Genomic DNA, 19,263 nt, shown 5'->3' on the forward strand with positions numbered 1-19,263 from the left:
TTTTATTTACTGAATCGGCTGATCTGCTCTAAGGCTTGCTGCAGATAGGTGAAATTCGGTTGTTGACCTTTCAACTGGCGATTAGTTTTGTCCATAAATTGGTACTGGCCACCGCCACTCACTTCTAGGATGTTGTCATCGGTGATAATGGCATAACCGCTGTAGTTTGAGGAAATGATCCAGTCACGTTTCACGGCTTCACCAAGCAAATCATCACCCACAGAGTAATCTTTTACATCGTTGGTCACCCCGAGATAGTGCTTCATCAACGTCGGTACAACATCTTGGTGACTGGTGAGCGCTTCGGTACTCCACTGCATCTTCGCCGCATCAACGCCAGGGCCAAAGATGGCAAACGGCACGTTGACCTGCGCGTCGGTAAAGTTGCTGTTGTGCCCCCAGAAGTTGAGTTTGTTGTCGTTCATCTCTTGCCCGTGGTCACCGGTAATGATCACCAAGGTATTTTCCAGATCGCCACTCTCTTTGAGTTTATCGAGCACTTTCGTTGCCATTGAATCGACGTAGCGCACACTGGTTTTGTAGCGATTGAAAAATGGCGTCGGATCCGTGTCGTTGTCTAGCTTGAGATAATTCACTGCGGTGAGCATCGGCTCGTATTTCGGCTCAAAATCTGCGGGGAAATCGTAGCCATGGGGCGCATCGTAAAACAAGAAAGAAAACGTTGGCTTCGATTTATCACGTTGATCGTACCAAGCTAACCAATCTTGAGTGAGGTCGGCATCCAGCTCAGACGGGCTGTCACCTTCAGAGCCAATACGTAGGTTTTCCACTTTGGTGAAAACCGTTTGATTGAACTCCGGTTTACGCAACTGAGCGGCAGTGAAGATACCTAATTGGTAATCCAGAGCCTGTAGACAGTCGATCAGTACCGGGCTTTGTTGATTTGCTAAGAAGCCATGCCAGTAAGTACCCGGAATGCCGTAAAACAGACCAAAAATCCCCGTACGGGTCGCGTTGCCTGTCGCGATATGGTTATTGAAAACCACACCCGACTGCGCGTATTTCCACATGTTTGGCGTATTGTCTGCATTGAAGGTATCGGCGCGCCAAGAATCCACCACCAGTAACATAATATTGAGCGGTTTCTCTACAGGTTGTGCTTGAAGTGGTGCTAATGGGTAATTCAAATCATTTTTGCGGTTAAACGCCAGTGCCTTTTGACGCTCAAGCGCCTCTTCATCCACCCAACCTTGTTTGCGCATAAACTTATCTGCGGTGGCAGGATAAAACAGCGGTAAATAGCGCTTCACCGTGGTCACCGGTTGATAAGCATGCGCTGCGGCCCAAATATGAATTGCATTGGTGGCCAGTAACGCGGCAAAGGTCAACAACGCAAATTTGCGGCCAAGTTTCAGCGCTCTGACGGGTGCACCATTTTCTAGCCAGCGAATTGTCCACCACTGCGCGGCCAGCAATAAGGCAACACCGCCAATCACCATTAACCAAGTGATCAACGGGAAGCTAACAATTTGCCCCGACATCACGAGCTCTAGCACCACCGCATTAATATGGAATCGATACTGTGCAAACACGATGGTATCAATAAACAAAATCGCGACACCTAACGAAGCAATCAGAGCTTGGGTACCATTACGAAATGGTTTCGGCAAAAATAAAGTGGGAATGGTCACTAAACCAATGATGGCAGCAAGTAGCGTCATCTGCCCCCAAGTACCAGCAAGAATAAAGGTAATGCCTAATGGATCCGTCGGGAACTCTGGCAGAAAGGCGAAATAACGACTGGCAATCAACATTAACACCAAAGCGTTAATTAGAATAAACCATCCGTGAGCGTGCAGCTTTTGCTTAAAAGACATGTAACTAACTTCCTGAGACTTACGTCTATTTACGAGAATAGCGATTATTGCTGACTTTTGTAACCTGTCAGTAAGGCATGAAAATCATTGTCGTGCCAGTGAATACTTCGCTTCACTCGCTCTTTGTTAAATGAGCGTTTGAGTCGATCTAAGTTCTCTTTTTTCCAACCGTCCCCAGCTTGCGGATAGCATTTATCAAAATCGATAATCCAGATCGTTTCCTGCGCATCAATCAGAATATTGTGAATATTAAGATCGGTATGATTGACACCAACACGATGCATTTTCGCAATTTCGACACCGATTTTTTGGTAAAGCTCCGCACTCAATGAGTGTTTTTGCAGTATGGTCACTAAATCTTGCGCATTGGCAATGCGTTCACTCAGCAAATCCGCTTGGTAAAAAAGCCCTTTTCTCATCGCATAGGCTGCGATCGGTCTCGGGACATTGACCCCGGCTTCGCGTAATTGTTTAAGCAGATGAAATTCTGCGAAACTGCGTGTTGCAGACCAGCTTCGAAACCAATAGTGATCTTTCACCAACTTGCCGAATAGTCCACCGCGACGATAGTGACGCAATGCTGCTGTGATCTTGGGCAGTTGCACAAACCACGTGGTGCCGCGTCCGGTGGCACTTCCTACCACTTTGTTTTGTGCTTGCCAATACTGCGGGTCAAATAAAGCCAGCTCTGGCGAACTTACCCATTCGCTGTCGTAACAAATTCGACTTTGACCAAACTGCTGTTGTTCAATCATGCTTTACCACCACCAATCATGCTTTACCACCAATAATGACTACCAACGATATAAAGCCATGTAAAACCAGCGAAAATCAACGCCACCAGCACCGCCGCCGAACCAATGTCTTTAGCTCGGCCACTGAGTTCGTGATGCTCCACCCCGATGCGATCCACCACCGCTTCCACCGCTGAATTCATTAATTCAACAATCAGCACCAGCACAACCACCGCAAGCAACGTGATACGTTCAAGCATCGATACATCAAGCCAAGTCGCTAGCACAATCGCAACGACGAGCAAAGCAAACTCCTGACGAACCGCAGCCTCATGTTTAAATGCTGCTTTTAAGCCCTGAATCGAGTAGCCTGTGGCTTTTATTATGCGCTTAATACCAGTGTTGCCTGGCTTGCCTATGTTGGGCTGAGTCATAGAAAGGAATGCCTTATCGTTGCCATCAATGAAAGAGGGGTATTTTACATTTATCTTGGGTATCTGCATAATTTAGCCAGATATTTTTTTGAGCAGAACTTATGCCGCTTTTTGAACAAGCCCCAAACTCCGTCTGTTTCCTCCGTTTGTCTGCCATTGGTGATGTTTGCCATGCGGTCGCCGCCGTTCAAGCGTTGCAACGCCATTGGCCTTCCACCAAGGTGACCTGGGTGATTGGCAAAGCCGAAGCGCAACTACTACAAGGTTTAGAAGGCGTTGAGCTGATCGTTTTTGATAAAAAACAGGGGCTCGATGGCATGAAAGCCGTTTGGCGCCAGTTGAAAGGGCGTCGTTTTGATGCGCTTGTTCATATGCAACTTGCCCTAAGAGCAAGCTTAGTCACTCTTGGCATCAAAGCCACGTATAAGGTTGGCTTTAACTTTAAACGCGCAAAAGAAGGGCAATGGCTGTTCACCAATCGCAAGATCTCCGATACCGAATCCGCGCACGTCTTAGACAGTTTCTACTCGTTTATCGAATATTTGGGTGTGCCCCGAACGTCTCCTCAATGGCAATTGCCCATCAGCGATGCTGATCATCACTTTGCCCAAGAGACCCTCGGTGACCAACCGACTCTTGTCATTTCGCCGGCAGCGAGTAAGGATGAGCGTAACTGGTTGACAGACCGCTACGCCGCATTAGGTGATTACGCTTATGAACAAGGCTATCAAGTGGTGATTTGTGGTTCTCCCGCTGAACGCGAAAAAGCCTTGGCTGCGGATATTCTGCGCCACATGCAGCACCCTGCGCTGAATTTAGTGGGTAAAACCAACCTCAAACAACTCACCGCACTATTAAACAAAGCTGCCGTGGTATTGGCGCCCGACTCTGGTCCCGCGCACATTGCCACGACCCAAGGCACACCCGTCATTGGCCTTTATGGACACAGTAACCCCAAGCGTACCGGACCATACAATAACCTCACCGAGGTAGTGAGCGTCTATGAGCAATTTATTGTCGAACAACACGGCAAAGCGGCTGAAACTCTGCCTTGGAGCACTCGCGTTAAAGGCGATCATATTATGCAAGCAATCTCGGTCAGCGATGTGATTCGCAGCTTTGACCACATCACGAAAAAGGAATCAGCATGTCTGAATCAATAAATAAGCCAACGCTCGCCGTGGCTCTGATTGTCAAAAATGAAGCCGCCAACTTGGATGCCTGTTTAAAAACGGTCGAAGGTTGGGTTGATGAGATCGTTATTTTGGATTCAGGCAGCAGCGATGAAACCGAAGCCGTTGCCAGACGCTACACCGACAAATTTTTTATTAACAAAGAGTGGCCCGGCTTTGGCCCACAACGCCGTCTTGCTCAGCAGTATGTTGAATCCGATTATGTGCTTTGGCTCGATGCCGATGAACGTGTCACACCTGAGCTTAAAGCAAGTATTGAACAGGCTGTTACAAGTAACAAACCTTCAACCGTCTACCAAATTTGCCGATTAAGTTGGGTGTTTGGTCGCTTTATCCGCCACTGTGGCTGGTACCCTGACCACGTGGTCCGACTGTATCCCACTCAGCTCACACAATACAATGACGCACAAGTGCATGAAAAAGTTGAAGTTTCAGAAACGATGCACATAGCAACTCTAAAAGGGGATGCCATTCACTATACGTATAATGATTTACGTCATTACTTGAATAAGTCCTCCTCTTATGCCCTTGCATGGTCAAAAGATCGAGCTGATCGCGGCAAGAGTTGCTCATTTGCTTCAATCATCACTCACTCTGTTGCATGCTTCATTAAAATGTACATCATAAAAGCTGGCTTTTTAGATGGAAAACAAGGACTTTTGCTTTCACTTCTATCAACCCATTACACCTTAACCAAGTACGCTGATCTCTGGATAAGAACCCAAACTAAGTCGAGAATGCTAGCAGAACAGCAGTTCGAGAACAGGCTAATCAACAAGGTTGAAAAATAAATGCACATCTGTCACGTTAATCTTGCCTCGGGTTTTAGCGGTGGTGAAAAGCAAACTATGGTATTGCTCGCACAACAACGGGAGTTGGGTTACCAACTCACCGTGGTCGCCAATCCCGTAAGTCCATTTTTCAAACAAGCTGAAGCGCTGGGGTGCAATATGATTGCAGCCAAAAGCATGTGGCATGCACACAAGAAAGCCGTAACACAACATTGTGATGTCATGCATGTTCATGAAGGCAAAGCCATCTACTGGGCTTTTTTACAAAATTTGTGCTTTCGTGTTCCTTATATCATTACACGACGTATTGATAACCCGCTTAAGCGCAAGTGGCTATCTGAAAAAGCCTATCAACACGCAGCTCACGTCGTCGGTGTAAGCAAAGCGGTTATCGAAGAAGTCCTCAAACGCCATCCAAAAGCAAACTGCAGTTTTATTCCAGACTCTCCAGCGCGTTACCCAACGAACTTAAACAATGTCCAAAAAATTCGAGCGCAATATCACGACAAATTTTTGGTTATCAAAGCAGCCAAACACCTAAAACACAAAGGTTTTGATGTCGCGATCAATGCTGCTCGGCTCTTGCAATCGCACAGTGATTCTATTCACTTTGTGTTACTCGGTTCCGGCCCTGAGGAACAAGCACTCAAGGCACTGGCTGCGGATCTCAATAATCTCTCTTTTGCTGGAAATCAGGCCGACATGGGCGATTGGTATGCTGCCGCAAATCTTTTGATTCATACCTCTTACACTGAAGGGATGGGATCCGTGATTCTAGAAGCGATGGCGGCCGGATTGCCTGTCATCGGTTCGAAAGCGGGTGGAATTCCCGATGTGATTAAGAATGAGGAGTCTGGTCTGCTATTTGATGTGGGTAGTTCGGAACAACTTGCATCTAGCATTCTCAGAATCTTCAATGATTCCGCTCTAAGAACACGATTGATCGAAGGTGCAAATCGTCATTTAAACCAGTTTGAGGTTGCCACAACAGCCATTAGCTATCAAAACCTCTACTGCATCTATAGCGAGAAATAAACAATGGAAGTAATTTACCCAGGAACCTTTGACCCCATTACCAACGGCCATCTCGATTTGATCGAGCGTGCAGCAAAAATGTTTGATAGCGTCATCATCGCAGTCGCAGCCAGTCCAAGTAAAAACACCATGTTTACCTTGGAAGAGCGCGTCAACTTTGCCCGTCAAGTCACTCAACATCTCCCCAATGTGGCCAGCATGGGGTTTAGCGGCTTACTTGTCGACTTCGCTGCGGAGATTAAAGCAGACATTTTAATTCGCGGCCTACGTACCACGGTCGATTTCGAATATGAGTTTGGCTTGACCAACATGTACCGTCGCTTGCTACCTGGGCTTGAAAGCGTTTTTCTCACCCCTTCAGAAGAACATGCCTTTATCTCCTCGACCATTGTGCGCGAAGTGGCTATTCATGGCGGGGATGTGAGCCAATTTGTTCCGCCAATTGTTGCGCAGGCACTCCATCAAAAGAAGAAAATCTAACGCCCAAAACTTTCCGCTGAACGAGTCGCTCAGCGGAAGATCGTTAAGGTTGAGTAACTTGATAGCGCAAGTAAGCATTCATTAACTGGCGATACTCCTTTGCCCATTCAGGGTTTGAGTTAACCTCCGTTTCCGTTTTGGTTAACCAACCTTCCCCCCACGGATATAACACTTCTGGCTGAGCGCTACTATACGCCCCTTGATCTGTGATCACTCGTGACGTATTAAAACCGATATTACTCACGCCTCGCGTTGAGAGCATATTTTCCCCACCAAGGGAGACATACTGCTGCGCGGATAAACTCAAATGGTAGAGCGTAGGGAAAATATCGCGATGAGAACCAATTCGACTTGGATCATATTGATGTTCCACATGCTGTAGGATGCTTTCAGGCACATAGAGATAGAACGGCACTCCAAAGGTCAAACCAAACTCCGCCTCTTCATCGACGGCGAGGTAACGCACGCGATGATCACCTGAAGCGGCAATAACGGTTTTCTCAGCCAACGGGGATTGCTTCACACCATGGACAAATTGACCTAGAGAATCGTTCGCATATTGGTACGCTTGCAACAAGCCTTCCGCTTCTTCTTCCATCGGCCCCAGTAGAGTTTTTAATCGCTCACTTGCTTTAACAGGCTTAGCCTGATAATCACCCGGGGCGCGAAATGGTGAGTGGTTGGTCACTGTCATGATGTAAATCAGCGTCGGTTGCGTGGCCTCATCAAGGACTTTACGAGCAAACTTGAAGGTAAACGCATCGGGCACGCCCCAAGTATCGGCATGTTTAGCGGCATCAGGAAAGGCGTTTTTAATGCTGTTTTCATCGTAGACCTGATCAAAGCCTTGCACCGGCAAATAGTTGGACAAGTTGCGCCACATCCCATTGCCACCATAGACAAACACCACACGATAGCCCGCCTGCTTGTATGGCAATACCGCTGAAGAAGCCAGCGGCTTTTTCTGTGCATTCGAATGGCTGATCGTCGGTACATCGCTATGCATTAGCATCATCACAATGCTATCAATGGTTGCCGACGTGCCGGCCATAAAACGTTTGAAAACAAAGTCTTGCTCAAATCCTTCACGTAATGAACCTAACAAATCGTTACTCTGAGCATCGTCTTCAATCAAGACGTTGTTGCCCATTCCCTCCATCAAAGCCATAACGACATGCGGAGGATTGTCCGCGAGATAGGTGTTCTCTGGTGTGGCAAATAAAGGCTGTGGCTGACCAAGTACTTTTATCATTTGCGCTTCCACCTCTTGGGCAGAAATGGGCTCAAATTTCGATTGCTTTTTATAGTCACTTTTTGCCCAATCGAGCGCCATAAAGGCGTTGGGGGTAATAATATTTAGCAGCCTATTTTCTGAAACGTTCGCGTGATAGCGTTTGAGTGGCAGCGTACCAACCGACCCTCTTGCTATCACAACATACAGCAAAATTGTAACCACGATCGTTACTGCAGCCACACTCCAATGAAGCGCTTTAAACCGCCATTGTTGTGAACATCCAACCAACCATTGGCCGCACTTTCTCGCCAACCATGCCACGGCAAGCGAAGCAAAGAAGGAACGCAAGATCGGGTAATCATCCCAAGCATTTTCTAAGACCGCCTCGGTATCATCATCGAACAAGCCAAACGCGAACACATCAATATAGTTGCCGTAGGTGACGTAGTAGTAATAATTACCGATGGAAAAGGCCGTGAGTAAAAAGAAAATCACGAACGCATAATTAGGCACAGATCGCTGCCAAAGCGAAAAGCCTCGTGGAAAAGAGGCCAGTATCAACCCAACTAAAAATAGCGGCGCGAAAGCAATCGCAATGATTTTGGCATCAAAACGCGCACCCACCCAGAATGCTCGCAACAGATCATTGCCTAAACCTGCAAGCTCCGAAACATCGGCCGCAAACAGCAAAAAAAGACCACGGGACGCCGTGAGCAGCAGCAGAGCCACTACGATTAACGAAAATATAATGCGAATTGTTTTGTACGCATTCTGCTGAAAATTCATTGAATCAAAACCTGTGGGTATCAATGCGAAAAGGCGCACATCTTAACATAGTGGCCAATCAACCCTTTAGCTGCCGATGCCAAAGCAGTGATCAAACACACGAACGATTTTTGAAGAGGAGGTTAATGCTGGCATCGTGGGCAGAAGAAGGTGTTTCTCTGGGCAATTTTCAGCTCTTGAATCGCTTCGCCGCATTCTGGGCATGGCTCTCCGGCTTTTCCATACACTTGCAATTCTTGGGCAAAATACCCCGGCTTACCATCGGCTTGGGAAAAGTCTTTCAGAGTCGTGCCACCTTGCTCAATCGCCGTTTGCAAGGTTTGCTTGATGTGACTCACCAAGCGTTGCCATTCCTCAGCACTGAGTGACATCGTCGTTCTGGTCGGAAGGATGCGTGAGCGAAACAAAGATTCGCTGGCATAAATGTTCCCCACGCCCACGACGATTTTGTTGTCCATAATAAACTGCTTCACCGCCACACGTTTACCTTGCGCTTTTTCAAGCATGTATGCTCCATCAAAAACATCCGTTAGTGGCTCTGGGCCAATATTGCCCAACACCGAGTGATCTTCATTTGGCGCTGCGTAAAGCCAAGCACCAAAGCGACGTGGATCGTTGTAACGCAACACTTTACCATTAGAGAGCTTGAGATCGACGTGATCGTGTTTGCCTGCCGGGAAGTCAGCATCCAACACGCGCAATGAACCAGACATGCCTAAATGGACAATCGCACTGCCAACATCGGTTTCGATGATCAGATACTTAGCTCGGCGTCCAATGTGACGAATCACTTGCCCTTGCAGCTTTTTTAGCTCACTTGGAATGACCCAACGCAGCTTAGGCGTGCGAAAAATCAGTGATTGGATGGTTTGATTGAGCAAATGCGGCGTGATGCCCATTCGGCTCACTTCCACTTCTGGTAATTCAGGCATGGTGGCTCCAAGGTCAAGAGACTCAATCTCTAGTAGGGAAACAAGTAATCAGGGGAAACCGATATGGCAATCCAGTGATCCTGCCAGTTTTGGAATACCCAGAAATCCGCCAGACGATAAAAAGTCACTCTTTGTGGCTCTTCCTGATCTTGGTACCACACTTCGATGGTTTCTGGTTTGATCAACTGGGAGGCTAATGTCTTCATCGTGGCTTCGTCGAGACGAGTACCAATCAAGGTTTGCCATCTTTCTCCCCACTCTTGTGGAGAAATAGTGATCTCACGCTCTACGCTCCAAGCACCGTTATTCCACTCTAAAGCATTGCCTGCAAGCTGGATAGAGAGCAGCTGAGCATTGGGGTTGAGTAGAGAAGGATAGCCATTGGTACTTTCAATCTGAGTCGTGCTCTGATCGTCAAGCAAATAGGTTTTGATCAACGTCGGGGCATTGATGATCACAATAAAGAAGGTGATGCCAGCGATGAGGATATTATTCCATTTCCGGCGACGCTTTGGTGAAACCCGCATATTCTCAATCCAGACTGATAACTGTGCAAAGTATACCAACCAAGGGAACTGCGAGGTACTAGTTTTCTAGGTTCTAGGTTCTAGGTTCTAGGTTCTAGGTTCTAGGTTCTAGGTTCTAGGTTCTAGGTTCTAGGTTCTAGGAGGAGCTTAAAAGAACAACAATAAAAAACCCAGCTCGAAAGCTGGGTTTTCTACAATCTTCAAAGAGACTCAATCAATTACTTGATTTTCGCTTCTTTGTACACAACGTGCTGGCGTACTACTGGATCAAATTTTTTGATCTCGAACTTGCCTGGCATGTTGCGCTTATTTTTGTCAGTTGTGTAGAAGTGACCAGTATTTGCAGTAGATACTAGACGAATTTTCTCACGAATGCCTTTCTTAGCCATTGCTAATTCCTCTTATTAAACGGTTTCGCCGCGTGCACGCATATCAGCTAGAACAACATCGATGCCTTTCTTATCGATGATGCGCATGCCTTTTGCAGTCAGGCGTAGTTTAACAAAACGTTTTTCGCTCTCTACCCAGAAACGATGAGTTTGTAGGTTCGGCAGAAAACGACGCTTAGTAGCATTTCGTGCGTGTGAGCGGTTGTTACCAACTGCAGGACGCTTACCAGTTACTTGGCATACTCGGGACATGAATGTCTTCTCCAAATCGTTTCAGCTCGATATCAACCTTGGTGGCCGAACCTCATCAATTAGAGGTCAAATACCATTATGGAAAATCCATACAAGGCTATCAAAGGTCGCGCATTATACTAACTTGCCATGCATTGCTCAAGACCCGAACAGATCCTTTTTACAGGTTTTCGTGATCTTTTTTTAGACAGCACGTTTTCAAGCAGTCCAAGCTGAATGTAAATTAAAATATTTGAGTGGCGAGGATTGTAGCAGAAACTCACTTATGAACAACAAAAAGTTTGCCTGTCAAGAGCGATGATTTTTGCGCTTCATATCCAACCTCTTTCCGCAAAGGAAACCACCTCTCCATCGCCGACAACAAAGTGGTCCAGTACCCGAATATCGACTAAACCCAGTGCGTCACTCAAACGGCGTGTAATACGCCTATCTGCTTGGCTTGGCTCTGCTACGCCTGAGGGGTGATTGTGTGCCAAAATCAGGGCAGCGGCGTTATGGTGTAGTGCTCGTTTGACGACTTCTCGTGGGTAAACCGAAGCGGCATCAATGGTGCCTTCAAACATCACCTCATCTTTAATGACACGGTTTTGATTATCCAAAAACAAAATATAAAACGCTTCACGATGGCGATCGCGCAATATTGAAGAAAGATAGAGCTTAGTATGCTGAGGGCTGGTGAGCGCATCACCACGTTGCAATGTTTCCGCCAAATAGCGTTGCGTCATCTCCAAAACGGCTTGTAATTGAACGTACTTTGCCTGCCCCAATCCTTTGTGACGACAAAAACTCTGTTCATCGGCAGAAAAGAGTTTTCTCAGCGAACCAAAGTCTCGCAACAAAAAATCGGCAAGTTCAATCACGTTCATTCCTTGTGTGCCTGTTCGCAAAAAGATCGCAAGTAGCTCCGCATCAGACAAAGACTGAGGGCCACGCTGAAGCAATTTTTCTCTTGGCATCGATTCACTGGGCAGATTTTTTAGGCTCATCATCTTTCTCTGTTTTTTTAGATGTGCCTATTGCAACGAGAAAACCAGCAAAGTCTAGTGTGACGATGCTGGTTCGCTATTCATGCAACAAGAGAATGTAACCAAGCGTTTTATCAGAGCTTAAAATGACCGACCAAGTCATGCATCTCTTGGCCAGATACATTTAAGCGTGAACTAATGGCTTCCGACTCTTGTAAGTTGTGATTGATCTCATTAACGATTTGCTGAATGGTGACAAGGTTTTGGTTGATATCCTCAGCGACCGCGCTCTGTTGTTCAGCGGCGGATGCCGTTTGAATGCCCATATCACGGATCATTTCCACCGCCGACTGGATGCCAGCAAGTGATTCTTTGATTTGCACTGACTCAAGCGCCGTTTGCTCACCACGCTCTTGGCTGGCAGACATAGTGGTGACCGCTCTGGCCACACCGTTTTGCAACTGCTTGAGCATATCACCAATTTCTAAGGTGCTGTTTTGTGTGCGACTCGCCAGTGAACGAACTTCATCAGCTACCACGGCAAACCCGCGACCTTGTTCTCCCGCACGCGCCGCTTCAATGGCAGCATTCAGTGCCAGTAAGTTCGTTTGCTCGGCAATTTCGCCTATCACTTGCAACACTTTGGTGATTTGAACGGTCTGTTGGCTAAGCTGAGAAATGGCGTCTGAGGTGATGTTCACTTCGTCGACCAATTTACCAATCCCTTCTATCGCGTGATTCACTTCGACTTGCGCTTCTGAGATCTGCGCATTGGCAGAATCAATCGCTTGTGCCGTGGCATGGGTATTGTTGGCGACTTCTCTCGCGGTAGCACTCATTTCCGTCACAGCAGTCACTACTTTATCCGTCTCCAAACAGTGCGTTTGCATTTGGTTACTGGCAAACGAGGCTTGCTGAACCAGCCCAGTGGCCGCGCTTTGCACCGTTTGTGCCGAACTGCGAATATCGACCATCAATGGATGCAACTTGTCCATAAACTGGTTGAACGCTTTTGCCACTTCCCCCACTTCATCTTGACTGTCCACACTCAAGCGAGCGGTCAAATCGCCACCGCCTGCTGCCACATCTTGCAACGAGGACGCGATATGCTGCAGAGGTAAAATCGCTCGGGAAACCATCACGCCAATCACACCGCAAGCAATCAATAGACCCACCAGCGTGAATCCAATCGCCGATAAGGTATGCTCATTCAAACTGGCAATACTTTGTACACGATGCTCTGCCACTTGCATGTCGATATCATCGATGTAGATCCCCGTACCAAGTACCCAGTCCCATTTTGGCAGATATTCCGCATAACCCAGTTTAGGCGCTTGTGCATTGATAGTCGGTTTGTGCCATGAGAAATACAGGAAGCCATCGCCTTTTTGTGAAGCATCAATCAGCCCTGCTATCACCGCAACACCATTGTCATCTTTCATGCCGTATAGATTTTTACCTTCCAACTCCGGCTTAATCGCGTGCAGCGTGTTGACACCTTTAGAATCATAAGCAAAGAAGTAACCATCACTCTCAAAGCGCATTGCTTTCAAAATCTGTTTGGCTTGTTGTTGATTATTGCCATTCACATCTGCGTCATACAGCGGCTTAATGGCGGTAACCCCCATCATTAGATACGCTTTTAACTCTGTTTTGCGTGTTTCTATCAGTTCGTTTCGATACTCACTCAACTCTACTTCTAGACTTTTGAGGCTATTGAAGTAAAAAACCGCAGTCACCATGGCGGTCAGCAGCACTAAAGGGATGATAGTAAGCAGTAATAATTTGTTCCGACTCTTCATGACAAGTTCCGTCGCTATCCATATGATTGTTTTAATTTTTAAGAGATGTATCGCCAGCATTATCTGGTATCTGCACCAATAATGTCCGTGAGCGACATTCTCTTTTCCTGATCGATTTGTCATATTTGTCTCAAATCAGAGAGGTCGGATCTTACTTCTCGTTCAATTTGACGACATCGTCACACCAGCGATCCGAATGCTCAATCGCCTATCTTTCAATCACCTGAGCAAATAATTTGTGTTAGGATCGGCAACAATTATTTTGGAGAGTAATCAAATGCAAACATTGGCAGGAAAGAAGATTCTACTGGGTATCAGTGGTGGTATTGCGGCCTACAAATGTGCAGACCTCACCCGACGTCTTAAAGAAAGAGGCGCAGAGGTGCAAGTCGTCATGACCAAAGCCGCAAAAGAATTTATTACCCCTTTAACCATGCAAGCGGTCTCCGGTCGTCCTGTCTCAGATAGTTTACTCGATCCAGCCGCCGAAGCCTCAATGGGCCACATCGAGCTGGCGAAGTGGGCCGACCTTATCTTACTTGCCCCTGCTACTGCGGATCTGATTGCGCGTATGGCCGCTGGCATGGGCAACGACCTACTGACCACCTTAGTGTTGGCCACTGACGCCCCTGTTGCGGTCTCTCCAGCGATGAATCAACAGATGTATCGCAACGTCGCGACCCAAGAGAACATTGCGACTCTGAGCCGACGCGGTATGGAAATCTGGGGCCCAGCGGCTGGCGAACAAGCGTGTGGTGATGTGGGCCCAGGCCGTATGTTAGAGCCGATGCAATTGGTTGCGCTGTGCGAACAATTCTTCCAGCCAAAACCGTTACAAGACAAATCGATTTTGATCACTGCGGGTCCAACTCGTGAAGCCATTGACCCTGTGCGCTACATTACAAACCACAGCTCAGGCAAAATGGGTTACGCGCTGGCTCAAGCAGCGATGCAGTTGGGTGCGAATGTAACACTTATCAGCGGCCCGGTTTCTCTGCCAACCCCCGTCAATGTCAATCGTATCAACGTCGACAGTGCTCAAGAAATGTATGACGCCGTGATGGCTCAGGCCTCTGATCACGATATCTTCATCAGTTGCGCGGCTGTGGCAGATTACCGCCCAGCCACGATTGCTGAGCAAAAACTGAAGAAAACTGACGACAGTGATGAGATGACCATCACTATGGTGAAGAATCCCGATATCGTCGCGTCGGTCTCCGCCATGACAGAAAATCGTCCTTTTACGGTCGGGTTTGCGGCAGAAACCAACGACGTTGAAGTGTACGCTCGCCGTAAACTGGAAAAGAAAAAGCTCGATCTGCTCTGCGCGAACGACGTTTCCGTGGAAGGGCAAGGCTTCAACAGCAGCGACAATGCGATTACGCTTTACTGGCCACAGGGAGAGAAAGCGCTGCCACTCAACAGCAAAGCGGCATTAAGTATGGAGATCTTGAAACAGATCCAAACCTTGATAGGTCAGTAATCGACATATCGCCCTCCGTTATTGACTAGGTTATTTGTACAGCTTTTTGCTTAACAGTATCACAAAACCTGATCGATACCTGATGTCTTGAACTGGGCATGCTGATATAATCGCTGACGAAAAAACGTCTATTCAAAAGGAAGTTAATCAATGGCAGGCAGTAAAAAATCAAACCGCCGTGAAGAGATCCTCCAAGCTCTTGCTCATATGTTGGAGTCTGCGGAAGGGGCATCGCGTATTACTACCGCGAAGTTGGCACAACAAGTAGGCGTGTCAGAAGCGGCACTTTATCGCCACTTTCCAAGCAAAGCGCGTATGTTTGAAGGTTTGATTGAGTTTATTGAAGAAGCCTTGATGTCGCGTATCAACCGTATCTTAGATGAAGAGAAAGACACGCTAGAACGTATTCGTTTGGTACTGCAACTGCTGCTCGCCTTTGCTGAGCGCAACCCAGGCTTGACGCGTATTATGTCTGGCCATGCGCTGATGTTTGAAAATGAACGACTACGCGATCGCATTAACCAACTGTTTGAACGCATCGAAACTCAACTGCGTCAGATTCTACGCGAGCGCAAATTGCGTGAGGGGAAATCCTTCCCTGTCGAAGAAAAGATCCTCGCTGCCCAGTTACTAGGCCAAGTAGAAGGCAGTTTGAATCGTTTCGTCCGTTCCGACTTTAAATACCAACCAACTGAAAATTTTGAGGAATACTGGGCATTGCTCAGTGCACAGATTAAATAATTTATGACAACTGCAACAAAACCTGCGTTTTCAATTTCGCTGCTTCACCCTAAATACTGGCCAGTTTGGCTAGGCTTTGGCTTACTTGCCATCCTTGTCACCATCCTGCCGTACAAATTGCAACTTTGGTTGGGTCGTAGCCTTGGCCACTTTGCAATGCGCTTCGCGAAAAGCCGCGTGCATGTCGCGCGTCGCAACTTGGAACTAGCCTTTCCAGAAATGGGCCAGCAAGAGCGCGAGGCCATTGTGCTTGAAAACTTCAAAAACACCGGCTTAGCATTGTTTGAAACAGGCATCGCGTGGTTTTGGCCAGATTGGCGCATCAAACGTCATGTTGTTTTTGGTGACACCCGAGAACTGATGGAACTGGATGCCAATAAAAAAGGGGTGTTAGTGGTGTGTACGCACTCACTTAACCTTGAGATAACCGCGCGTGCCTTTTCATTGTTTGCGCCCGGTTATGGCGTGTATCGCCCACATGACAACCCCGCTTACGACTTTATTCAAACTTGGGGCCGCACTCGTTGTGGCAACCAAATGGTGGATCGTAAAGACGTCAAAGGCATGTTGAAAATTCTACGCGGCGGTGGTCGCTTGTGGTATTTGCCTGACCATGATTATGGCAACAACCATGCGGTATTTGTCCCCTTCTTTGCCGTACCCGATGCGTGTACAACGGCAGGAACAGGCGTATTAGTGGATGCGAGTAAGTGTGCGGTGATCACCGCGTCTAGTTTCCGCAAAGGCGAAACCTATACGCTGGAAATCGACCCAGATATCAGCGACCAATTCCCACGTAAAGACGCGGTTGGTGCGGCAACGGTGATGAACCAAGCGATTGAGAAAGTGATTTTGCGTGGATTAGATCAATGGATGTGGCTGCACAAACGCTTTAAGAGCATGGCTGACCCAAGCCAACCACGCGGCATTCGTTATAAATAGTTAGGTGTTAGGTTGCTAGGGACTAGGGACTAGAAGCCTAGATAACTAGATAACTAGATAACTAGATAACTAGATAACTAGATAACTAGATAACTAGATTCTAGGAGCTGCTTTTCCTAGAATCTAGCCCCTGCCTTTACTTAGATCCCGTATTGGGCGCGATACGCTTTCACCGCATCAAGATGCTCGGCTGCATCGCCTTTCTCTTCCAAGAAAGTGATCAAATCCGACAGGCTAACGATAGAAATCACCGCACAAGCGAAATCACGTTCAACTTCCTGAATCGCCGACAGCTCACCCTTACCTTTTTCTTGGCGGTCAATCGCAACCAATACACCAGCCAGATCGGCACCATTGGCTTGGATGATTTCCATCGATTCGCGAATCGCTGTGCCCGCGGTGATCACGTCGTCCACCAGCATAATGCGCCCTTCTAGCGCCGAGCCAACCAAGTTACCGCCTTCGCCATGATCTTTGGCCTCTTTACGGTTGAAACAGTAAGGCGTGTCGATATCGTGGTGATCCGCCAGCGCAACGGCTGTCGTAGTAGCAATGGGAATGCCTTTGTACGCAGGACCAAAGAGTACGTCGAACTCAATGCCAGAATCCGCTAACGCCGCCGCATAAAAACGACCAAGGCGTGCCAAGTCACGACCTGTATTGAAAAGACCAGCGTTAAAGAAATATGGGCTTTTACGGCCAGATTTCAACGTAAACTCGCCAAACTTAAGGACTTGTTTCTCTAGTGCAAACTCAATAAATTCACGCTGGTATGCTTTCATGAATACTCTCTCGATGTTTAATGGGTTAATAGGTGCTAGGTCTAGGGTCTAGGGTCTAGGGTCTAGGGTCTAGGGTCTAGGGTCTAGCAACAAACAAAAAAATAGCCCCCAAATGGGAGCTATCTAAATCAATTGGCTAACGCCGCCTTCTGCGCGGCGACGATCTCGCTAATGCCCTTTTTGGCCGACTCTAGCAGAGCCAGCAATTGTTCATGGCTAAACGGTTCGCCTTCGGCAGTGCCTTGGATTTCGATCATCTTGCCTTCTTCCGTCATCACTACGTTCATGTCGGTATCCGCCGCCGAATCTTCCACGTATTCCAAATCGCACAGGACATCTTCACCCAAAATGCCGACCGAAACCGCAGCCACATGACCTTTCATTGGGTTTGCTTTTAGCTTGCCACTATCAACAAGGTGCTGAAATGCATCCGCCATCGCCACGCTAGCACCACTGATTGACGCGGTGCGCGTACCGCCATCGGCTTGGATCACATCACAGTCAACGGTGATCATAAACTCACCCATCGCTTCCAAATCCACGACTGCGCGCAGGCTACGTGCGATCAAACGTTGAATTTCCATGGTACGACCGCCTTGCTTACCATTAGCCGCTTCACGACGAGTACGTGAATGAGTTGCGCGTGGCAGCATGCCATATTCCGCCGTCACCCAGCCTTTACCTTGGCCTTTTAGCCAACGAGGCACCGATTCTTCCACGGTCGCATTACACAGCACCTTGGTATTACCAAACTCAACCAGCACGGAGCCTTCCGCATAGGCCGTGTAGTTACGAGTAATTTTAATTGGGCGCACTTGGTCTGCCGCGCGATCATTTGGACGCATGGATGAATACCTTTTCTGGGGATCGATTTGATTGGGGGTGAAGTATAGCGGAAACCACCGCAAGGCACTAGGGAAAGGCTCACGGTTTTTAGCTCACAGTTTTAGCAACAATGCTTCACGCCTAGCCGCAACGCCATTCTGTGCTACTATTGCCAAGCGTTATTTTCAAAGATGATAAAACAGGAAAATTCGATGATTTACAGCATGACCGCATACGCGCGCAAAGAGATCAAAGCCGATTGGGGCAGCGCGGTATGGGAAATCCGCAGTGTTAACCAACGCTACCTAGAAACCTACTTCCGCATGCCAGAGCAGTTCCGCGGTCTAGAACCCGTGCTGCGTGAGCGTTTCCGCCAACGCCTTGCTCGCGGCAAAGTGGAGTGCAGCCTAAGATTTGAAGCCAATCCAGCGGCGCGCAGCGAACTGACGATCAATGAGACCTTAGCGAGCCAAGTGATTGGTGCCGCAAAACAAATCATGCAACTCACCGGTGAAGATAGCCGCATCAACCCATTCCAAGTGATGCAGTGGCCTGGTGTGATGGAAACGCCAGAGCAAGATATGGACGCCATTAATCAGCAATTGTTGGCCGCTTTTGACCAAGCACTTAACGAGTTTATCGAAGCGCGCGGCCGTGAAGGCGACAACATGAAAGCCTTGATTGAGCAGCGCCTAACAGCCATCACCGCGGAAGTAGTGAAAGTACGCGCCCGCATGCCAGAGATCATTGAGTGGCAGCGTGAGCGTCTGTTCTCGAAATTTGAAGAAGCCAAGGTGGAACTGGACGCTTCTCGCGTAGAGCAAGAGCTGATCATTTTGGCACAGAAATCGGATGTGGCAGAAGAGCTGGATCGCCTCGATTCTCACGTTAAAGAGACCACCAATATTTTGAAAAAAGGCGGCGCCGTTGGCCGTCGTTTGGACTTCATGATGCAAGAGTTCAACCGTGAATCCAACACGCTCGCGTCCAAATCGATCGCCACTGACATCACCGCTTCAGGTGTAGAGCTTAAGGTGTTGATTGAACAAATGCGCGAGCAGATCCAAAACATCGAATAGATTCTCTAGGGTAGAAAGC

The 19,263-nt window shown here is 47.8% G+C and carries 20 protein-coding genes; 8 read left to right on the forward strand and 12 right to left on the reverse strand.

Going from position 1 to position 19,263, the window contains the following annotated elements:
- Positions 1-2: 2 nt before the first annotated feature.
- From LZU85_RS15390 to LZU85_RS15400, 3 genes are read right to left on the reverse strand one after another with little or no spacing between them, the layout of a single operon-like run.
- Positions 3-1,838 carry a DUF3413 domain-containing protein gene (locus tag LZU85_RS15390; protein ID WP_237287580.1) on the reverse strand — a complete coding sequence of 612 codons (1,836 nt, stop codon included), beginning with the start codon at positions 1,836-1,838 and terminating at the stop codon, positions 3-5.
- A gap of 44 nt (positions 1,839-1,882) precedes the next feature.
- Entirely contained in the window at positions 1,883-2,593 is a 711-nt protein-coding gene (locus LZU85_RS15395; RefSeq protein WP_237287582.1) for a 3-deoxy-D-manno-octulosonic acid kinase, read from the reverse strand.
- Between the two features lie 23 nt (positions 2,594-2,616).
- Positions 2,617-3,006, reverse strand: a complete 390-nt coding sequence (locus LZU85_RS15400) for a diacylglycerol kinase (protein ID WP_013572545.1) — start codon at positions 3,004-3,006, stop codon at positions 2,617-2,619.
- Positions 3,007-3,107: 101 nt separating this feature from the next.
- On the opposite strand from LZU85_RS15400, the gene LZU85_RS15405 reads away from it, so the two are divergent.
- From LZU85_RS15405 to coaD, 4 genes are read left to right on the forward strand one after another with little or no spacing between them, the layout of a single operon-like run.
- Positions 3,108-4,169: a glycosyltransferase family 9 protein gene (locus LZU85_RS15405; RefSeq protein WP_237287584.1), complete on the forward strand. Its 1,062-nt coding sequence runs from the start codon at positions 3,108-3,110 to the stop codon at positions 4,167-4,169.
- Complete coding sequence (locus tag LZU85_RS15410) at positions 4,154-4,990, forward strand: glycosyltransferase family 2 protein (protein ID WP_237287586.1); 837 nt, start codon at positions 4,154-4,156, stop codon at positions 4,988-4,990. Before LZU85_RS15405 ends, LZU85_RS15410 begins: the two co-directional genes overlap by 16 nt.
- Positions 4,991-6,025, forward strand: coding sequence for a glycosyltransferase family 4 protein (locus LZU85_RS15415; RefSeq protein WP_237287587.1), 1,035 nt, complete (start codon positions 4,991-4,993; stop codon positions 6,023-6,025). It abuts the gene before it with no gap.
- Positions 6,026-6,028: 3 nt separating this feature from the next.
- A complete protein-coding gene (coaD, locus tag LZU85_RS15420; RefSeq protein ID WP_237287590.1) occupies positions 6,029-6,505 on the forward strand; it encodes a pantetheine-phosphate adenylyltransferase in 477 nt (158 codons plus the stop codon).
- A gap of 43 nt (positions 6,506-6,548) precedes the next feature.
- Here the strand turns inward: coaD and LZU85_RS15425 are convergent, their stop codons facing one another.
- The 7 genes from LZU85_RS15425 to LZU85_RS15455 all read right to left on the reverse strand — a co-directional run bounded on the left by LZU85_RS15425 (position 6,549) and on the right by LZU85_RS15455 (position 13,392).
- Positions 6,549-8,525, reverse strand: a complete 1,977-nt coding sequence (locus LZU85_RS15425; RefSeq protein ID WP_237287591.1) for an LTA synthase family protein — start codon at positions 8,523-8,525, stop codon at positions 6,549-6,551.
- A gap of 122 nt (positions 8,526-8,647) precedes the next feature.
- Complete coding sequence (gene mutM / locus LZU85_RS15430; protein ID WP_237287593.1) at positions 8,648-9,457, reverse strand: bifunctional DNA-formamidopyrimidine glycosylase/DNA-(apurinic or apyrimidinic site) lyase; 810 nt, start codon at positions 9,455-9,457, stop codon at positions 8,648-8,650.
- A gap of 29 nt (positions 9,458-9,486) precedes the next feature.
- The gene (locus tag LZU85_RS15435) at positions 9,487-9,984 is read right to left on the reverse strand and encodes a hypothetical protein (protein WP_237287594.1); all 498 of its coding nucleotides are present in this window, start codon (positions 9,982-9,984) and stop codon (positions 9,487-9,489) included.
- A 218-nt stretch (positions 9,985-10,202) separates the two neighbouring features.
- Positions 10,203-10,373: a 50S ribosomal protein L33 gene (gene rpmG / locus LZU85_RS15440; RefSeq protein ID WP_011078893.1), complete on the reverse strand. Its 171-nt coding sequence runs from the start codon at positions 10,371-10,373 to the stop codon at positions 10,203-10,205.
- 15 nt (positions 10,374-10,388) lie between these two features.
- On the reverse strand, positions 10,389-10,625 hold the full coding sequence (gene rpmB / locus LZU85_RS15445; protein WP_176299368.1) for a 50S ribosomal protein L28: 237 nt from the start codon (positions 10,623-10,625) through the stop codon (positions 10,389-10,391).
- A gap of 311 nt (positions 10,626-10,936) precedes the next feature.
- Positions 10,937-11,611: a RadC family protein gene (gene radC / locus LZU85_RS15450; protein WP_176299369.1), complete on the reverse strand. Its 675-nt coding sequence runs from the start codon at positions 11,609-11,611 to the stop codon at positions 10,937-10,939.
- Between the two features lie 113 nt (positions 11,612-11,724).
- Positions 11,725-13,392 carry a methyl-accepting chemotaxis protein gene (locus tag LZU85_RS15455; protein ID WP_237287598.1) on the reverse strand — a complete coding sequence of 556 codons (1,668 nt, stop codon included), beginning with the start codon at positions 13,390-13,392 and terminating at the stop codon, positions 11,725-11,727.
- Between the two features lie 277 nt (positions 13,393-13,669).
- Here LZU85_RS15455 and coaBC point away from each other — a divergent pair, with 277 nt between their 5' ends.
- The 3 genes from coaBC (at position 13,670) to LZU85_RS15470 (ending at position 16,558) form a co-directional block, all read left to right on the forward strand.
- Positions 13,670-14,875: a bifunctional phosphopantothenoylcysteine decarboxylase/phosphopantothenate--cysteine ligase CoaBC gene (gene coaBC, locus LZU85_RS15460; protein WP_176299371.1), complete on the forward strand. Its 1,206-nt coding sequence runs from the start codon at positions 13,670-13,672 to the stop codon at positions 14,873-14,875.
- Positions 14,876-15,025: 150 nt separating this feature from the next.
- Positions 15,026-15,616, forward strand: coding sequence for a nucleoid occlusion factor SlmA (gene slmA / locus LZU85_RS15465; protein ID WP_011078898.1), 591 nt, complete (start codon positions 15,026-15,028; stop codon positions 15,614-15,616).
- A 3-nt stretch (positions 15,617-15,619) separates the two neighbouring features.
- A complete protein-coding gene (locus LZU85_RS15470) occupies positions 15,620-16,558 on the forward strand; it encodes a Kdo(2)-lipid IV(A) acyltransferase (RefSeq protein ID WP_237287599.1) in 939 nt (312 codons plus the stop codon).
- A 140-nt stretch (positions 16,559-16,698) separates the two neighbouring features.
- On the opposite strand, the gene pyrE is transcribed toward LZU85_RS15470, so the two are convergent.
- Together pyrE and rph are read right to left on the reverse strand one after the other, a co-directional pair.
- Positions 16,699-17,340 (reverse strand): orotate phosphoribosyltransferase, encoded by a 642-nt coding sequence (gene pyrE, locus LZU85_RS15475; RefSeq protein ID WP_011078900.1) that lies wholly within the window; start codon positions 17,338-17,340, stop codon positions 16,699-16,701.
- A 128-nt stretch (positions 17,341-17,468) separates the two neighbouring features.
- Positions 17,469-18,185 carry a ribonuclease PH gene (gene rph / locus LZU85_RS15480; RefSeq protein ID WP_011078901.1) on the reverse strand — a complete coding sequence of 239 codons (717 nt, stop codon included), beginning with the start codon at positions 18,183-18,185 and terminating at the stop codon, positions 17,469-17,471.
- 192 nt (positions 18,186-18,377) lie between these two features.
- Between rph and LZU85_RS15485 the strand changes: the two genes are divergently transcribed.
- Positions 18,378-19,244: a YicC/YloC family endoribonuclease gene (locus LZU85_RS15485; RefSeq protein WP_011078902.1), complete on the forward strand. Its 867-nt coding sequence runs from the start codon at positions 18,378-18,380 to the stop codon at positions 19,242-19,244.
- The last annotated feature ends 19 nt before the right edge of the window (positions 19,245-19,263 follow it).

It is taken from the genome of Vibrio floridensis (assembly GCF_021852965.1).
Classification (GTDB): domain Bacteria; phylum Pseudomonadota; class Gammaproteobacteria; order Enterobacterales; family Vibrionaceae; genus Vibrio; species Vibrio floridensis.

What these genes read in the sequence shown, in the direction of transcription:
- LZU85_RS15390 (WP_237287580.1), bottom strand. Translation starts at nt 1,838, where the DNA reads ATGTCTTTTAAGCAAAAGCTGCACGCTCACGGATGGTTTATTCTAATT.
- LZU85_RS15395 (WP_237287582.1), bottom strand. Translation starts at nt 2,593, where the DNA reads ATGATTGAACAACAGCAGTTTGGTCAAAGTCGAATTTGTTACGACAGC.
- LZU85_RS15400 (WP_013572545.1), bottom strand. Translation starts at nt 3,006, where the DNA reads ATGACTCAGCCCAACATAGGCAAGCCAGGCAACACTGGTATTAAGCGC.
- LZU85_RS15405 (WP_237287584.1), top strand. Translation starts at nt 3,108, where the DNA reads ATGCCGCTTTTTGAACAAGCCCCAAACTCCGTCTGTTTCCTCCGTTTG.
- LZU85_RS15410 (WP_237287586.1), top strand. Translation starts at nt 4,154, where the DNA reads ATGTCTGAATCAATAAATAAGCCAACGCTCGCCGTGGCTCTGATTGTC.
- LZU85_RS15415 (WP_237287587.1), top strand. Translation starts at nt 4,991, where the DNA reads ATGCACATCTGTCACGTTAATCTTGCCTCGGGTTTTAGCGGTGGTGAA.
- coaD (WP_237287590.1), top strand. Translation starts at nt 6,029, where the DNA reads ATGGAAGTAATTTACCCAGGAACCTTTGACCCCATTACCAACGGCCAT.
- LZU85_RS15425 (WP_237287591.1), bottom strand. Translation starts at nt 8,525, where the DNA reads ATGAATTTTCAGCAGAATGCGTACAAAACAATTCGCATTATATTTTCG.
- mutM (WP_237287593.1), bottom strand. Translation starts at nt 9,457, where the DNA reads ATGCCTGAATTACCAGAAGTGGAAGTGAGCCGAATGGGCATCACGCCG.
- LZU85_RS15435 (WP_237287594.1), bottom strand. Translation starts at nt 9,984, where the DNA reads ATGCGGGTTTCACCAAAGCGTCGCCGGAAATGGAATAATATCCTCATC.
- rpmG (WP_011078893.1), bottom strand. Translation starts at nt 10,373, where the DNA reads ATGGCTAAGAAAGGCATTCGTGAGAAAATTCGTCTAGTATCTACTGCA.
- rpmB (WP_176299368.1), bottom strand. Translation starts at nt 10,625, where the DNA reads ATGTCCCGAGTATGCCAAGTAACTGGTAAGCGTCCTGCAGTTGGTAAC.
- radC (WP_176299369.1), bottom strand. Translation starts at nt 11,611, where the DNA reads ATGAGCCTAAAAAATCTGCCCAGTGAATCGATGCCAAGAGAAAAATTG.
- LZU85_RS15455 (WP_237287598.1), bottom strand. Translation starts at nt 13,392, where the DNA reads ATGAAGAGTCGGAACAAATTATTACTGCTTACTATCATCCCTTTAGTG.
- coaBC (WP_176299371.1), top strand. Translation starts at nt 13,670, where the DNA reads ATGCAAACATTGGCAGGAAAGAAGATTCTACTGGGTATCAGTGGTGGT.
- slmA (WP_011078898.1), top strand. Translation starts at nt 15,026, where the DNA reads ATGGCAGGCAGTAAAAAATCAAACCGCCGTGAAGAGATCCTCCAAGCT.
- LZU85_RS15470 (WP_237287599.1), top strand. Translation starts at nt 15,620, where the DNA reads ATGACAACTGCAACAAAACCTGCGTTTTCAATTTCGCTGCTTCACCCT.
- pyrE (WP_011078900.1), bottom strand. Translation starts at nt 17,340, where the DNA reads ATGAAAGCATACCAGCGTGAATTTATTGAGTTTGCACTAGAGAAACAA.
- rph (WP_011078901.1), bottom strand. Translation starts at nt 18,185, where the DNA reads ATGCGTCCAAATGATCGCGCGGCAGACCAAGTGCGCCCAATTAAAATT.
- LZU85_RS15485 (WP_011078902.1), top strand. Translation starts at nt 18,378, where the DNA reads ATGATTTACAGCATGACCGCATACGCGCGCAAAGAGATCAAAGCCGAT.